This is a genomic window from Streptomyces sp. NPDC059989 (genome assembly GCF_042736975.1).
Taxonomy (GTDB): domain Bacteria; phylum Actinomycetota; class Actinomycetes; order Streptomycetales; family Streptomycetaceae; genus Streptomyces.
In genome coordinates this window covers 64,281-79,406 of sequence record NZ_JBHWUO010000017.1, presented here as the reverse complement: position 1 = coordinate 79,406, position 15,126 = coordinate 64,281, and the positions used below count along the sequence as shown (strand labels likewise).

The window sequence follows — 15,126 nt, the reverse complement described above, 5'->3', positions numbered from 1 at the left end:
GCCCAAACCCCCTGCCCGATCCACGGGCCCCGGCAGGGAAGCTGACGGTCGGTAACACCCGTCTGCTACACCCGGCGCGATCGACATCTCATATCTGAGATACGGTGCAGCCATGGCAGACGACTACCTCGTACGCATCGGCAAGCTCATCCGTGACGCCCGGCAGCACCGGGGCTGGACACAGAGTCAGCTGGCCGATGCTCTCGGCACCAGCCAGAGCGCCGTGAACCGCATCGAGCGCGGCAATCAGAACATCAGCCTTGAGATGATCGCCCGAATCGGTGAAGCCCTCGACAGCGAGATCGTCTCCCTCGGCTACGCCGGCCCGATGCATCTGCGGGTCGTCGGCGGCCGCCGCCTGTCCGGCGCCATCGACGTCAAGACGAGCAAGAACGCGTGCGTCGCCCTCCTCTGCGCCTCCCTCCTCAACAAGGGCCGTACGGTCCTGCGGCGGGTGGCCCGCATCGAGGAGGTCTACCGCCTCCTCGAGGTCCTGAACTCCATCGGTGTCCGCACCCGCTGGATCAACGACGGCGTGGACCTGGAGCTGATCCCGCCGGCCCGCCTCGACATGGACGCCATGGACGCGGACGCCGCCCGCCGGACCCGGAGCATCATCATGTTCCTGGGCCCGCTGCTGCACCGGATGGACCAGTTCCGCCTGCCGTACGCCGGCGGCTGCGACCTCGGCACCCGCACCATCGAGCCGCACATGATCGCCCTGCGCCGCTTCGGCCTGGACATCACCGCGACCGAGGGCATCTACCACGCGCAGGTCGAGGCCGGGGTCTCCCCCGACCGCCCGATCGTGCTGACCGAGCGCGGGGACACGGTCACCGAGAACGCGCTCCTGGCCGCCGCCCGGCACAACGGCGTCACGGTCATCCGCAACGCCTCCTCCAACTACATGGTCCAGGACCTGTGCTTCTTCCTGGAGGCGCTGGGCGTCAAGGTCGAGGGCGTCGGCACCACCACGCTCACCGTCCACGGCGTCCCGAACATCGACGTGGACGTGGACTACTCCCCCTCCGAGGACCCGGTCGAGGCGATGAGCCTGCTCGCCGCCGCGGTCGTCACGGAATCGGAGCTGACGATCCGCCGGGTCCCGATCGAGTTCATGGAGATCGAGCTCGCGGTCCTGGAGGAGATGGGCCTGGACCACGACCGCTCGGCGGAGTACAGCGCCGACAACGGCCGCACCCGCCTGGTCGACCTCACGGTCCGCCCCTCCAAGCTCGAAGCCCCGATCGACAAGATCCACCCGATGCCGTTCCCCGGGCTGAACATCGACAACGTCCCCTTCTTCGCGGCCATCGCCGCCGTCGCCCAAGGCCAGACCCTGATCCACGACTGGGTGTACGACAACCGGGCCATCTACCTCACCGACCTCAACCGCCTCGGCGGCCGCCTCCAACTCCTGGACCCCCACCGCGTCCTGGTCGAGGGCCCCACCCGCTGGCGCGCGGCGGAAATGATGTGCCCGCCGGCCCTGCGCCCGGCGGTGGTCGTCCTCCTGGCGATGATGGCGGCCGAGGGCACCTCGGTCCTCCGCAACGTCTACGTCATCAACCGCGGCTACGAGGAACTGGCCGAACGCCTCAACTCGGTGGGCGCCCAGATCGAGATCTTCCGCGATATCTGACGCATCGACTGCGGGTCGGGACGCCTTCCGTCCCCCGGGCCGTCTGTAGGCAGTCGCCGGTGTCTCCGCCCCCGCTCATGCGCGCCCCGCATGGGCGGGATTCGGCCCGATGGGGTGGTCGTCCTCGCCACCGGGCATCGGAAGGCGGCAGAATCGGGAGGGCGTTGCAACGGGACAAAGGGGCGGACATGGCGGTCGGGGCCGGGGCGGATGTGGCTGTGGGGGTTCCCGCTCTGGCGGGGGCGCCGTTGGTGGGGTCGCTCTTCGAGCTGAAGTCGGACTCGCTCGGGACCTATCTGCGGGCCCGGCAGCGGCACGGCGACGTCGTGCGGATCACCGCCGGGCCGCCGGGGTTGCGGGCCGAGTTGTACTGCGTCTTCTCCGCGGAGGGTGCGCAGCAGGTGCTGGCCTCGGAGTCGGCCAACTTCCGCAAGGACAACCCCTTCTACCAGGAGGTCCGCGACTCCTTCGGCAACGGGCTGCTGACCAGTCAGGACGAGGACTACCTGCGCCAGCGCCGGCTGGTCCAGCCGCTGTTCACCCGGCGCCGGGTGGACGGTTACGCCGGGGCCGTGGCCGCCGAGACCGCCGCGGTCGTCGCCGGCTGGGAGAAGGCGCCCGACGGCATCGTCGACGTCTCCGAGCAGATGATGCACCTCGCCCTGCGCGCGGTCGCCCGGATCCTCTTCGGCACCGACGTGGAGGCCACCGTCGATGTCGTCGACCGGTGTTTTCCGGTCATCACCGAATACGTGCTGCGCCGCGGCTACTCCCCCGCCAACATCCCCCGCACCTGGCCGACTCCGGCCAACAAGCGGGCCGCCGCCGCGATGGACGAGCTCTACGCCGTGTGCGACAAGATCATCGGTGAGCGGCGCGCCGCCGCCACCGCCGATGGGCCCGGCGAGGACCTGCTGACACTGCTCGCCGCCGCGAAGAGTTCGGACGACGGGGAGTTCGACGCCTCCGAGCTGCGCGACCAGGTGCTGATCTTCCTGCTCGCCGGGCACGAGACGACCGCCACCTCCCTCTCCTTCGCCCTGCACCTGCTCGCCCGCCATCCCGAGGAGCAGAACCGGGCCCGCGAGGAGATCTCCCGGGTCCTGGGCGACCGTACGCCCGAGGCCGCCGACCTGGACCGGCTCCCGTACCTCACCCAGGTCCTCAAGGAGGCCATGCGCCTCTACCCGGCCGCGCCGGTCATCGGCCGCAAGGCCGTGGCCGCCACCGAGATCGGCGGCCACACCGTCCCCGCGGGCGCGGACGTGATACTGGCGCCGTGGGTGACGCACCGCCACCCGAGCTACTGGCCCGACCCGGACCGCTTCGACCCGGAGCGCTTCACCGCGGAGGCGGAGAAGGACCGTCCGCGCTACGCCTGGTTCCCCTTCGGCGGCGGCCCGCGCGCCTGCATCGGACAGCACTTCTCGATGCTGGAGTCGGTGATCGCGCTGGCGATGATCCTGCGGACGTACGAGTTCGAGGCCGTGGACACCGACATCCCGGTCAGCGCCGGCATCACCCTGCGGACGGACGGCCCGGCGCGCTGCCGGGTCAGGAGGTTGGACGGGTAGGGACCGCGCGGCCATCATGGGCCGATGGACGAGGAGATTCCGGGGCGTCTGTCCCCTTACGTACGCCGGCCCGCGCGGGCGATACTGCCCGGCTCGCCCGCTCCGGAGCGCCTGCTCCACCGGATCGGCGGCTTCTTCCTCTTCCGCTTCCTGACCGCGCTCCCCGACGACCTCGCCGACGCCGTATCGGCGCTCGCCGACCCCTTCGAGCGGGCCGCCCGCCTGGTCGGGCGGCTCCTCCACGGCCCGGCCCTGCGGGGCGGCTGGGACAGCGAGGCCGGCCGTCTCGCCCTGGCCCTGCACGGCCTCCACTGGACCCACTGGCACACCGAAACCCGGGGCCCGTACGGCACTTTCACCGCGGCCCCGGGCAAGGTCACCGTCCGGCCGCCGTGGGGGCGCGGCGACCCCGGCCGCGAGTCCCTCTCCGCCGCCTGCACCCTGCGCCGCGTACCCCTGCCGCGGCGCCGCCCGACCCGGGTGGACCTCGCCTTCGCGGACGGCTCCTGGCTGGCCCTGCGGATGAACACCCGGGCGGACGCGGCCCGCCTGCGCACCGCACTCGCCTGAGGACGGAGGACATCAGGCCCGGTCGGCGCTCGGGGTGTGGTTGCCCTGGAGCCGTTCCAGGTCCGAGGGCCGGACCTGGATGGCGAACACCGCGATGACCGCGCCGGCCAGGGTGAACAGCGCCGCCGCCACGAAGGCCGCGGCCACGCCCGAGGTGAGCACCTGGTCGCCCCAGGGCTTCGGAAGCTGTCCGGTGCGCTCGAAGAAGGCCCGCTGCGCGGGGTTGGCCGTGCGCAGGAACGACGGCACCTGGTCCCTGGCCTCGTTGCGGCTGGCCGTGCCGAAGACGGTCACCAGGATCGACAGGCCGAGCGACCCGCCCACCTGCTGCATCGAGTTGAGCAGGCCGGACGCCGCGCCCGACTCCCGGTCCGGGACGTTGGAGAGGGCCATCAGCGTCAGCGAGACGAACTGCAGGCCCATTCCGGTGCTGAACACCAGCATCGGGCCCAGGATGCTGCCCAGGTACGTCGAGTGGATGTCGGTCTGCGTCAGCCAGGCCAGCCCGGCCGCGCAGCACAGCGCGCCGGTGACCATGAAGGGCTTGGGGCCCAATTTCGGCAGCAGCTGCGAGGTGACCCCGGCGGCCACCGCGATCATGACGCTGACCGGCAGGAAGGCGAGGCCGGCCCGCAAGGGGCTGAAGCCGAGGACGTTCTGGACGAAGAGCGTCAGGAAGAAGAACATGCCGAAGATCGCGCAGGCGAGCATGAGCATGATGCCGTACGTCCCGGCCCGGTTGCGGTCGGCGAACATGTGCAGCGGGGTGATCGGCTGCGGCGAGCGCTTCTCGTTGAGGATGAACAGGGTCAGCAGGACCACGGCGGCGGCGAAGGAGCCGAGGGTCCAGGCGTCGCGCCAGCCTTCCTGGGAGGCGCGGATGAAGCCGTAGACGAGCGCGACCATGCCGGCGGTGCCGAGCAGTGCGCCCGGGAAGTCGAAGTGTCCGGGGTGGCGTTCGGACTCGCGGATGACCCTCGACGCCAGCAGGGCGATCACCAGGGCGATGGGGACGTTGACGAAGAGCACCCAGCGCCAGTCGAGCCATTCGACGAGGATGCCGCCGGCGAGCAGGCCGATCGCGCCGCCGCCGGCCGAGACTCCGGCGAACACGCCGAAGGCGCGGTTGCGGGCGGGCCCTTCGCGGAAGGTGGTGGTGATCAGTGCGAGGGAGGTCGGGGAGGCGATGGCTCCGCCGACGCCCTGGAGGGCCCGGGCGGCCATCAACTGGCCCGCGTTCTGTGCGAGTCCGCCGAGCAGGGAGGCCAGACCGAAGAGCAGGACCCCGAAGATGAAGACGCGCTTGCGGCCGAGGATGTCGCCGGCGCGGCCGCCGAGGAGCAGCAGGCCGCCGAAGGTGAGGGTGTAGGCGTTGACGACCCAGGAGAGGCTCTCGGTGGAGAAGTCGAGGGCGGTCTGGATGTGCGGCAGCGCGATGTTCACGATGGTGATGTCGAGGACCACCATGAGCTGGCAGGAGGCGATGACGAACAGGGCGAGCCCGTTCCCGCCCCCTCGGACCTTGCCGTCGGTCCCGGTGCTGGTCGGCGTTGCGTTCGGGTCCACCCTGTCGACGCTAAGCCCGGACACCGGGCGTCACCACTCGAACGGCCTAGCCTATGTGACATTTCACATGTCAAACTACGATGATGGATGACTTCCTCAGGCTCTCCGCGAGCACGGCCCGATTCACCTACGGGGCCCCGCGCGCCTTCGCCTTCGGCGACGACGGCCGGCTGCTCTGGTTCCTCCGCTCGACCGGCCCCACCGACGCCTTCGACGGCCTCTGGGTCCTCGACACGGCCTCCGGCATCGAGACCCGGCTTGCCGACCCGCGCGAGCTGTGCCCCGAGCCCGGCGACCTCCCCGCCGCGGAGCGCCGACTGCGCGAGCGGATCCGCCTGTCCGCCGCCGGCATCGGCTCGTACGCGCTCTCCGGCGACGGCCGGCGCGCCGTCTTCGCGCTCTACGGGCGGCTCTACGGGGTCACGGCCGACGGAGCCGGGAAGCCCGAGGAGATCCCGGCGGCCGGCCCCGCCGTCGACCCCCGCCCGAACGCCGACGGCTCCCGCACCGCGTACGTCACCGCCGACGCCCTGTACGTCGCCCCGGGCGGCCGGGTCAGCCCCGCCGACGGCGCCCGCTGGGGGCTCGCCGAGTTCGCCGCCGCCGAGGAGCTGGGCCGCGCCCGGGGGCACTGGTGGTCCCCGGACGGGGTCACCCTGCTCGCCGCCCGCGTCGACGAAACCGCCCTCCAGCGGCGCTGGTTCGCCGATCCGGCGCGCCCCGAGCTGCCGGCCGAGGACTTCGCGTATCCGGAGGCGGGCGGGCCCAACGCCGACGTCCAGCTGTGGGTGCTCGGCCCGGAAGGGGCCCGGATACGGCTGGACTGGGACGCGGAGGCCTACCCGTACGTCTCCGACGCGGGCTGGCCCGCCGGTGATACAGCGGAGACGGAGATCCTGCTGACCGTCCAGGACCGGCTGCAGCGCACCGTCCTGCTGCTCTCCGCCGACCCGGCCACCGGCCGTACCCGGGAGCTGTCCCGCACCACGCACCCCCAGTGGGTGGACCCCCTGGTCCCCGGCACCCCGGCCCGGCTCCCCGACGGGCGGATGCTCACCACCGCCGACACTCCCCCGGCCACCGCTGGGGGCACCCCCACGGGCGGGGCGGCCCGCGCCCTCGCGGTCGACGGCGCGGTGATCACCGGCGACGGGATCCAGGTCCGCGGCGTCGCCGGCGTCCACGAGGGCCGGCTGCTGATCACGGCCGGGCTGCGCGACCCCGCCGAACAGCAGGTGCTGCTGCTGGACCCCGCCACCGGGGAGACGACCCCGCTCGCCGACGGGCCCGGGGTGCACGGCGTCCAGGCCTCGGCGGGGGTGCTGCTGCTGACCTCCGCCGACGCCGACGGGATCCGGCGCACCGTACGCACCCCGGACGGCCGGGAGTTCAGCCCCGCCGACCTGTCGGAGCCGCTGCCCTACCGGGTGGTCCCGGCCTTGGAGCGGGTCACCGAGCACGGCGTCCCCACCGCCCTCGTCCTGCCCCGCGGCCACGTCCCGGGCACGCGGCTGCCCGTGCTGATGGACAGCTACGGCGGGCCCGGCATGCAGGACGTGTCCGCCGAGCCCCGCCGCTGGCAGGCCCGCCAGTGGTGGGCCGACCAGGGCTTCGCGGTGGTGACCGTCGACAACCGCGGAACCCCGTACGTCTCGCCCGCCTTCACCCACGCCATGTACCGCGGGTTCTCAGAGGTCACCCTGGAGGACCAGGTCGCGGCCCTGCACGCGCTCGCCGCCCGCCACACCGACCTCGACCTCGGCCGGGTCGGCGTCCGCGGCTGGTCCTACGGCGGCTACCTGTCGGCGCTGGCGGTGCTGCGCCGCCCGGACGTCTTCCACGCCGCGGCGGCCGGGGCCGCGCCGACCGACTTCCGGCACTACGACACGGCCTACACCGAGCGGTACCTGGGCCTGCCCCAGGACCACCCCGAGGTGTACGAGCGGGACTCGCTCATCGCGGACGCCCCGAACCTCTCCCGCCCGCTGCTGCTGGTCACGGGCCTGGCCGACGACAACGTCCACCCCTCCCACACCCTGCGCCTCTCCCAGGCCCTGACGGCCGCGGGCCGCCCGCACCAGCTGCTGGCCCTGCCCGGCGTCACCCACATGACCCCCGACGGGACACGGGAGAAGATCATGGCGCTGGAGCTGGAGTTCTTCCGCCGCGAACTGGGCCGATGAACCGGGACCGATGATCCGGCCGATGAACCCGAAGGGCCCCGGAGACGCCATTGGCTCCGGGGCCCTCCTTCTTCCCGTGGATCCCCGTCAGTCACCCGGGCCCCTCTCTTTTCACCGAGTGACATGCCACCTCCCGGGAGGCGGCGAGCTGCAGCAACGGCCGCTCGGTGCGGCAGATCTCGGGCCCGCTCAAGTCCGAAGGCGTACCCGTGCGATTCCAGCGCGTTTCATCGGCAGCGTCGAAGAGCCGTCCGATGGCTGAGCGGTATGAGTACGTGCCACATCGGCTGCTGCGCCGGCGTGTTCGCGATGTCGCGTCCGGTGTCGACAACATCGACCCGGCTTGAGCAGCCCGGCAGCACCCGAAGGGCCCCGGAGACGCCATTGGCTCCGGGGCCCTCCTTCTTCCCGTGGATCCCCGTCAGTCACCCGGGAAGTGACAGGCCACCTCGCGGGAGGCGGCGAGCTGCAGCAACGGCCGCTCGGTGCGGCAGATGTCCTGCGCCTTGGGGCAGCGCGGGTGGAAGGTGCAGCCCGGGGGTGGAGCGGCCGGGCTCGGCGGGTCGCCGAGCAGCACGATCCGCTCCCGCCGCCGCTCCGCCGCCGGGTCGGGCAGCGGTACGGCGGACAACAGCGCCCGGGTGTACGGGTGCTGGGGGTTCTCGTAGAGGGACTTCTTGTCCCCCATCTCGACGATCCGGCCGAGGTACATGACCGCGACCCGGTCGCTGACCCGCTTGACCACGGACAGGTCGTGCGCGATGAACACGTAGGCGAGGCCCAGTTCGGTGCGCAGCCGCTCCATGAGGTTGACGATCTGGGCCTGGACGGAGACGTCTAGGGCGGACACGGGCTCGTCGGCGACGATCAGCCGGGGGCTGGTGGACAGCGAGCGGGCGATGCCGATGCGCTGGGCCTGGCCGCCGGAGAACTCGTGCGGGTAGCGGTCGATGTGCTCGGGGATCAGGCCGACCAGTTCCATCAGCTCGGCGGCCCGGCGGCGGGCGTCGCCGGCGCTCCAGCCTTGGACGAGCAGCGGATCGGAGATGATGCGGGCCACCGTCTGGCGGGGGTTGAGGGAGGAGTGCGGGTCCTGGAAGACCATCTGGATGTTCTTGCGCAGCGGCCGCATGGCGCTCTGGGAGAGCCGGCCGATCTCCTTCCCCTCGAAGGCGACCCGGCCCGAGGTGGGTTCCAGCAGCCGCACGATCATCCGGCCGGTGGTGGACTTCCCGCAGCCCGACTCCCCGACCAGGCCGAGGGTCTGCCCGGCGGCCAGGTCGAAGGAGACCCCGTCCACGGCGCGCACGGGCGCCCCCCGGCGCCCGGTCGCGGACCGCTTCCCGGGGAAGGCCATGGTGAGGTCCCGTACGGACAGCAGCGGTTCGGAGCTCGTCGTCTTCATCGGGCCGCCTCCTCGGCGGTACGGGCGCCGGCGAAGTGGCAGGCCACCAGCCGCTCCGGTCCGCCCGCGTCCCCGTTCCCGTTCCCGTACGCCAGGAGCTCGGGCCGTACGTCGTCACAGGGCTCGGCGGCGCGCGGGCAGCGCGGGGCGAAGGCGCAGCCCGGGGCGGGTGCGAGCAGGGAGGGCGGGGAGCCGGGGATGGAGGGCAGCGGTGCGTCGTCGGCAGTGTCGAGGCGGGGCAGCGAGTCGAGCAGGCCCCGGGTGTAGGGGTGGGCGGGGTCGGCGAACAGGGCGTCGACCGGGGCCTGTTCGGCGGCCCGGCCGCCGTACATGACCAGCACCTCGTGGGCGACGCGGGCGACCACGCCCAGGTCATGGGTGATCATCACGACGCCGAGGCCGCGCTCCTGCTGGAGCCGGGCGATCAGCTCCAGGATCTGGGCCTGCACGGTGACGTCGAGCGCGGTGGTGGGCTCGTCGGCGATCAGCAGATCGGGTTCGCAGGCCAGGGCCATGGCGATCATGGCGCGCTGGCGCATGCCGCCGGAGAACTGGTGCGGGTACTCCCCCACCCGGCGGGCCGGTTCGGGGATGCCGACCTCGCCGAGCATGTCGATCGCCCGTCTGCGCGCGGCGGCCCGCCCGGCCTTGAAGTGCACCCGGTAGTGCTCGGCGATCTGCTCGCCGACCGTGTAGTAGGGGTGCAGGCTGGAGAGCGGGTCCTGGAAGATCATGGCCATCCTGCGGCCGCGGATCTTGGACAGCTCCCGTTCGGAGAGGCCGGTCAGCTCGCGCCCGGAGAGGGCCACGGAGCCGGCGACCTCGGCCGCGCCCCGGTGCAGGCCCATGACGGCCAGCGAGGTGACGGACTTGCCGGAGCCGGACTCGCCGACGATGCCGAGGGTGCGGCCGGCCTCGACGGTGAAGCCGAGCGAGTCGACGGCCCGTACGGTGCCGCGCGGGGTGGTGAACGTGACGCGCAGGTCGCGCACTTCGAGCAGGGCGGCCATCAGTACCTCACCCTCGGGTCGATGACGGCGTACAGGAGGTCGACGACGAGGTTGGCGACGACGATGAAGAAGGCGGCGAGCAGGGTGACGCCGAGGACCACGGGCTGGTCGGAGCTGACCAGGGCGCCGTAGAACAGCCTCCCGATGCCGGGGAGTCCGAAGATGGACTCGGTGATCACGGCTCCGGCGAGGAGTCCGCCGAGGTCCATGCCGAAGATGGTCAGGATCGGGGTCATCCCGGAGCGCAGCCCGTGTTTGACGACGACGGTGCGCTCGGGCATGCCCTTGGCGCGGGCGGTGCGGATGTAGGGCTCGGCCATCGCCTCGATCATCGAACCGCGGCTCTGGCGCGCGTACATGGCGGCGTAGAGCAGCGCGAGCGCGGTCCAGGGCAGCAGCAGGTTCGAGGCCCAGGCGAGCGGGTCGTCGGTGAGGGCCTCGTAGGTGGGGTAGGGCAGGAGGCCGGCGATGCGGATGACCCCGTAGATGAGCATCACGGAGGTGAAGTAGACGGGCAGCGAGGCGGCGGCGACCGCGCCGACCATCAGGGCCTTGTCGGTGGCGGTGTCCTTGCGCAGGGCGGCGGTGACGCCGGCGCCCAGTCCGAGGACCAGCCACAGCGCGGCGGCGCCGAGGGCGAGGGAGGCGGAGACCGGGAGCCGGTCCATCAGCAGGTCCCACACGGGCAGGGAGTTCTCGTAGGAGTAGCCGAGGCACGGGAAGTCGCAGGCGACGGCGTACTGGCCGGTGCCGAGGGTGCGGCCGGTGAAGATCCCGGTGAGGAAGTCGGCGAACTGCCGCCACAGGGGCTGGTCGAGGCCGAGGTAGGCCCGTACGTCGGCCAGCCGCTCGGCGCTGCAGGTCTTGCCGCAGGCGGCCGCGGCCGGGTCGGAGGGCAGGACGTAGAAGATGAGGAAGGTGACGGCGGCGATGGCGAGGAGCACGCCGGCGAGGGCGAGCAGCCGGCGGGCGAGGTAGAGGATCAACTGCGGCCGCCCCTCGGGTCGAGGATGTCGCGCAGGGCGTCGCCGAGCAGGGTGAAGGCGAGCACGGCGAGGAAGAGGAAGACGCTCGGGATGACGAAGTACATGGGGTCGGTCTCGTAGAAGGCGACGGACTCGGCGATCATCTGGCCCCAGGAGGGGGTGGGCGGGCGGACGCCGACGCCGAGGTAGCTGAGCGCGGCCTCGGTGCTGATCATGCCGGGGATGAGCAGGGTGGTGTAGGCGATGACCGGGCCGGAGACGCCCGGGAGGATGTCGCGGGTCAGGATCCGCCAGGAGCTCGATCCGCCGACGCGGGCGGCGTCCACGTACTCGCGGTGTTTGAGGGAGAGGGTCTGGCCGCGGACGACGCGGGCCACGCCGGGCCAGCCGAAGAGGCCGATGACGGCGGTCATGAGGACGATGCGGTTGACGTCCTTGGCCACCGACAGCATCGCGATCATGAAGATGAGGGAGGGGAAGGACATGGTCAGGTCCATCAGCCGGGACAGGACGGCGTCGGTGCGGCCGCCGAAGTAGCCGGCGGCGATTCCGGCGGCGGTGCCCGCGAGGACCACGATGGCGGTGGCGGCGAAGGCGATGAGCAGGGAGACCTGGGCGCCGTGGACCACGCGGGCGAACAGGTCGCGGCCGGTGACGGGTTCGACGCCGAGCCAGTGCTCGGGGCTGATCCCGCCGAGGGAGCCGAGCGGCTGGCCCCCGAGGTAGGGGTCGATGGCGGTCTTGTCGAACTCCTCCGGGGACCAGCCGCCGAGCGCGCCCAGCCAGGGGGCGGTGACGGCCATGAGGACGAAGAGGAGGACGAGGCCGAGGCTGACGCGGACGGCGGGGCGTCGGCGGAGCTCCTGCCGGGCGAGCTGCCAGGGGCTGCTGCCGGGCGCTGGCGCGGGCCGGGCGGTGGAGGCGTCGAGGGCTGCTGCGGCGCCCGGGGCGGGTGCTGCGCCCGGGGCGGGTGCTGCGCCCGAGGCGGGTGCTGCACCCGAGGCTCGGGCGGCGCCGGCGGGCGGGGTGCCGTCAGGCCCAAGGGCCGAGGTGGCGCCCAGGGCCGGTGCGGCGCCCGAGGCCGGTGGGGCCCCCGAGGCTCGGGCGGCGCCGGCGGGCGGGGTGCCGTCAGGCTCGGGGGCTGCCCGGTCGTCCGGGACCGGTGGGGTGGTGGTCATGATCTCTGAGCTCCGGATTCCTCAGCCCTGGCTCTTCGACGGGTCCTTGAGGCCGACCGTGCCGTAGTCGATGGTGCCGGTCCACACAGGGTGGCCGTAGGCGCCGGCAATGTTGGGGCCGACGAGCAGCGGCTTGCGCTCCAGCAGGACGGGGATGGCCGGGGACTTCTTCATGATCTCCGCGTCGAGGTCGATCCAGGCCTGGTTGGCCTGCTTGGCGTCGGCCATGGCGTTGATCTCGTCGATCCGCTTCATGGTCGCGTCGTCGCGGAACTGGCTGTTGTTGCCCTGGTTGCCCTTCTCCTTGATGGTGCGTCCGTCGAAGACGAAGGGGATCCAGGTGGAGCCGGAGGGGTAGTCGGGGCACCAGCCGGTGAGCGTCATGTCGGGGGTGGTGGAGAGGTCGCCGATGACGTCGTAGTAGGCGCCCGGGTCGATGGTGTCGACGACGACCTCGATGCCGGCGCGGGACAGGCCCTGCTGGATCGCCTCGGCCTTGCCCTTGTCGCCGGTGGAGACGGCGAGGGAGACCTTGAGGGTCTCCTTGCCCGCGGCCTTGAGGAGTTCCTTGGCCTTGGCCGGGTCGCCGGCCGGGGCGATCTTGAGGGTGTCGGCCTGCTTGCCGCCGGAGAGGGCCGGGGGCAGGTAGGCGGTGGCGACCTCGTTGAGGGCCGGGCCGCCGCCCGCGGTGATCACGGCCTCCTTGTCGACGGCGTACTGCATGGCCTCGCGGACCTTGGGATCGTTGAAGGGCGCCCGGGAGTTGTTCAGGTAGAGCATCTCGGTGCAGCCCTGGGACTCGGCGAGCAGGCGGGCCTTGACCTCCGGCTTGGGGAGCACCTTCGGGGCGCTCTCGGGCCGCATGTCCATGTACTGGACGGTGGAGGCGTCGGCGCCCTCGCCCGCGATGATCCGGTCGTCGATCTGGCCGCCCTTGAGGCCCATGACGACCACGAACTTGTCCGGGTAGGCCTTGCGGACGGTGTCGGTCTTGGCGTCCCAGTGCTCGTTGCGGACCAGGACCAGCTTCTTGTCGCGGTCGTACGACTCGATCTTGTACGGGCCGGAGGAGAACGGGCGGGCGTCGTACTGGGTGCCCTTCTCCTGGGCCTGGGGCACGGGCGCGAAGGTGGGGAGGGTGGCGGTCGCGGAGAACTCGGCGACGGGCCGCTTGAGTTCGAAGACGATCGTCCGGTCGTCCGGGGTCTTGACCGAGTCGAGGTGCTTGCCCTGGAGCGGGCCCTTGTAGCCCTCGGTGCCGGCCAGGTACTGGGCCGCGTAGTCGGGGCCGCCGGTGAGGTCGGGGGCGAAGGAGCGCTCGACGTTGTACTTGATGTCCTGGGCCTTGATGGGCGAGCCGTCCTCGTACTTCACGCCCTCCTTGAGGGTGAAGGTCCAGGTGCGGCCGCCGTTGGAGGGGGTGCCGAGGTCCGTGGCGAGGTCGGGGACCAGCTCGCTGCCGGCCTTGCCGGGCTCGGCCTTGAAGGTGACGAGCGTGCGGTAGAGCAGCCGGGTCCCGAAGTCCATGGCCGGCATGACCCAGTTGCGGGCGGGGTCGAGGTGGGCGAAGTCCTGGTTGGACAGGACGGTGAGGGTGCCGCCCTTGACCGGGGTGCCGCCGAGGATCTTGCCGTCGTTGGCCGCGGCCGGGTTGGCGGCGCCCGCGCCCGCGGAGCCCTTCTTGGTGTCGGAGCAGCCCGAGGCGCCGAGTGCGAGTGCCGCCACCAGGGTGGTGGCGAGGGCGAGTTGGGTGCGCTTGGTCATGGGTCACTCCAGTGAAGGGCCGCGCTCTAGGATGTGACCGGTAACATAGTAATGTGAAATTGTACTGACAAGAGGTTTGCACCGCCGTTATCCAGCCGTGTCCAAATCCCCCTGGCCCAAAGGCTGTTGGGCCCGCCCAAAGCGGACCGCCCGCCGGCCCGGAGCGGCGCGACTGCGCCGGTTCCGGGTGGCGGGCGGTCCTCGCCGTCAGTCCAGGATGTCCGGGATCGGCTCGGTGTTGCTGCGCTGGACCGCCGCCTTGGAGCCGGCGGCCGAGCCGAGGGCCCAGTCCGATAGCGCCATCGAGTCCGCGTAGCGCTCCTCGTCGTTCAGCAGGACGCCGATGACGGTCTTGCCGTTGCGGGTCACGGAGAAGACGAGGCACTTGCCGGCCGCGGTGCCGGTGCCGGTCTTGACGCCGATCGCGCCGGGGAATTCGTACCCGGTGGGGCGGGGCTGGACGAGCAGGTTGCTGTTCTTCCAGGTGGCGTCGGTGGAGGTGCCGCCGCTGCTGTACTCGACGGTCTTCACGACGCTCTTGAAGGTGGTGCCCGTCATCGCGTACTTGGTCAGCTTCGCGAGGTCGCGCGGGGTCGTGAGGTTGTTGCCGGTCGGCGAGATGCCGTCGAAGGAGTCGTAGACCGTGTTGGTCATGCCCAGGGCCTTCGCCTTGGCGTTCATCTTCGCGATGAAGTCGGCCGTACGGGCCTGGGTGGTCGCGCCCGAGCCGAAGGTGTCGGCGAGCGCGTAGGCGGCGTCGCAGCCCGAGGGCAGCATCAGCCCGTACAGCAGCTGGCGGACCGTCGGGGTGGCACCCGCCTTCAGGTGGGCCGAGCTCGCGCCCTCCCGGACGACGTAGTCCAGGTACTCCTGCTGGATGGTGACCTTCTTGGTGAGGTCGACCCCCGGAGAGGTGGTCACCACGATCATGGTCATGATCTTGGTGGTGCTCGCCATCTGGCGCTTGGTGTCGGCGTCCTTGGAGAAGAGCTCGGCCCCCGTGGTTCCGTCCACCATGAACGCGCCGGCGGCGGTGACGGGCGGCGCGGCTGCGGCCTGGGCCGGAGCGGACACCGTGAGCAGGGCTCCGGTGGCGATGGTGACGGCGAGTGCGGCGCGCCCGCGGCGCATCAGCTTCGATATCAAGTTCGGTCCCCGTGTTGGCAGAAGAAAGTGGAGGGGCGGGGGGCCCAAGAAAAACCCCCCCCCACCCAAACAAAAAAAAAAACCCCCCCCCCCCCCCCACCC

General features: G+C 71.7%; 11 protein-coding genes. 4 read left to right on the top strand and 7 right to left on the bottom strand.

Annotated elements, in window-relative coordinates; translation table 11 throughout:
• Positions 1-112 precede the first annotated feature (112 nt).
• The 3 genes from ACFWBN_RS17525 (at position 113) to ACFWBN_RS17515 (ending at position 3,786) form a co-directional block, all read left to right on the top strand.
• Entirely contained in the window at positions 113-1,642 is a 1,530-nt protein-coding gene (locus tag ACFWBN_RS17525; protein WP_385177456.1) for a helix-turn-helix domain-containing protein, read from the top strand.
• 188 nt (positions 1,643-1,830) lie between these two features.
• Positions 1,831-3,216: a cytochrome P450 gene (locus ACFWBN_RS17520; protein WP_385177454.1), complete on the top strand. Its 1,386-nt coding sequence runs from the start codon at positions 1,831-1,833 to the stop codon at positions 3,214-3,216.
• A 24-nt stretch (positions 3,217-3,240) separates the two neighbouring features.
• On the top strand, positions 3,241-3,786 hold the full coding sequence (locus ACFWBN_RS17515) for a hypothetical protein (RefSeq protein WP_385177452.1): 546 nt from the start codon (positions 3,241-3,243) through the stop codon (positions 3,784-3,786).
• Between the two features lie 12 nt (positions 3,787-3,798).
• Here ACFWBN_RS17515 and ACFWBN_RS17510 read toward each other — a convergent pair whose 3' ends face one another.
• Positions 3,799-5,253 (bottom strand): MFS transporter, encoded by a 1,455-nt coding sequence (locus ACFWBN_RS17510; RefSeq protein WP_385177594.1) that lies wholly within the window; start codon positions 5,251-5,253, stop codon positions 3,799-3,801.
• Between the two features lie 182 nt (positions 5,254-5,435).
• Between ACFWBN_RS17510 and ACFWBN_RS17505 the strand changes: the two genes are divergently transcribed.
• Entirely contained in the window at positions 5,436-7,535 is a 2,100-nt protein-coding gene (locus ACFWBN_RS17505) for a prolyl oligopeptidase family serine peptidase (protein ID WP_385177450.1), read from the top strand.
• A 421-nt stretch (positions 7,536-7,956) separates the two neighbouring features.
• Here ACFWBN_RS17505 and ACFWBN_RS17500 read toward each other — a convergent pair whose 3' ends face one another.
• The 6 genes from ACFWBN_RS17500 to ACFWBN_RS17475 form a co-directional block, all read right to left on the bottom strand.
• Positions 7,957-8,940, bottom strand: a complete 984-nt coding sequence (locus tag ACFWBN_RS17500; RefSeq protein WP_385177448.1) for an ABC transporter ATP-binding protein — start codon at positions 8,938-8,940, stop codon at positions 7,957-7,959.
• The gene (locus ACFWBN_RS17495; RefSeq protein ID WP_385177446.1) at positions 8,937-9,950 is read right to left on the bottom strand and encodes an ABC transporter ATP-binding protein; all 1,014 of its coding nucleotides are present in this window, start codon (positions 9,948-9,950) and stop codon (positions 8,937-8,939) included. Before ACFWBN_RS17495 ends, ACFWBN_RS17500 begins: the two co-directional genes overlap by 4 nt.
• A complete protein-coding gene (locus ACFWBN_RS17490; protein ID WP_385177444.1) occupies positions 9,950-10,936 on the bottom strand; it encodes an ABC transporter permease in 987 nt (328 codons plus the stop codon). The genes ACFWBN_RS17495 and ACFWBN_RS17490 overlap by 1 nt, the downstream gene beginning before the upstream one ends.
• Positions 10,933-12,114 (bottom strand): ABC transporter permease, encoded by a 1,182-nt coding sequence (locus tag ACFWBN_RS17485; protein WP_385177442.1) that lies wholly within the window; start codon positions 12,112-12,114, stop codon positions 10,933-10,935. The genes ACFWBN_RS17490 and ACFWBN_RS17485 overlap by 4 nt, the downstream gene beginning before the upstream one ends.
• Positions 12,115-12,135: 21 nt before the next feature.
• Positions 12,136-13,878, bottom strand: a complete 1,743-nt coding sequence (locus tag ACFWBN_RS17480; protein WP_385177440.1) for an ABC transporter substrate-binding protein — start codon at positions 13,876-13,878, stop codon at positions 12,136-12,138.
• 207 nt (positions 13,879-14,085) lie between these two features.
• Positions 14,086-15,009 (bottom strand): D-alanyl-D-alanine carboxypeptidase family protein, encoded by a 924-nt coding sequence (locus ACFWBN_RS17475; protein ID WP_385177592.1) that lies wholly within the window; start codon positions 15,007-15,009, stop codon positions 14,086-14,088.
• Between the last annotated feature and the right edge of the window lie 117 nt (positions 15,010-15,126).

Bases quoted from the DNA above. Each gene is read 5' to 3' on its own strand.
- ACFWBN_RS17510 (WP_385177594.1), bottom strand. From the start codon at position 5,253: ATGGTGGTCCTCGACATCACCATCGTGAACATCGCGCTGCCGCACATC.
- ACFWBN_RS17480 (WP_385177440.1), bottom strand. From the start codon at position 13,878: ATGACCAAGCGCACCCAACTCGCCCTCGCCACCACCCTGGTGGCGGCA.
- ACFWBN_RS17500 (WP_385177448.1), bottom strand. From the start codon at position 8,940: ATGAAGACGACGAGCTCCGAACCGCTGCTGTCCGTACGGGACCTCACC.
- ACFWBN_RS17475 (WP_385177592.1), bottom strand. From the start codon at position 15,009: ATGCGCCGCGGGCGCGCCGCACTCGCCGTCACCATCGCCACCGGAGCC.
- ACFWBN_RS17505 (WP_385177450.1), top strand. From the start codon at position 5,436: ATGGATGACTTCCTCAGGCTCTCCGCGAGCACGGCCCGATTCACCTAC.
- ACFWBN_RS17485 (WP_385177442.1), bottom strand. From the start codon at position 12,114: ATGACCACCACCCCACCGGTCCCGGACGACCGGGCAGCCCCCGAGCCT.
- ACFWBN_RS17525 (WP_385177456.1), top strand. From the start codon at position 113: ATGGCAGACGACTACCTCGTACGCATCGGCAAGCTCATCCGTGACGCC.
- ACFWBN_RS17495 (WP_385177446.1), bottom strand. From the start codon at position 9,950: ATGGCCGCCCTGCTCGAAGTGCGCGACCTGCGCGTCACGTTCACCACC.
- ACFWBN_RS17515 (WP_385177452.1), top strand. From the start codon at position 3,241: ATGGACGAGGAGATTCCGGGGCGTCTGTCCCCTTACGTACGCCGGCCC.
- ACFWBN_RS17520 (WP_385177454.1), top strand. From the start codon at position 1,831: ATGGCGGTCGGGGCCGGGGCGGATGTGGCTGTGGGGGTTCCCGCTCTG.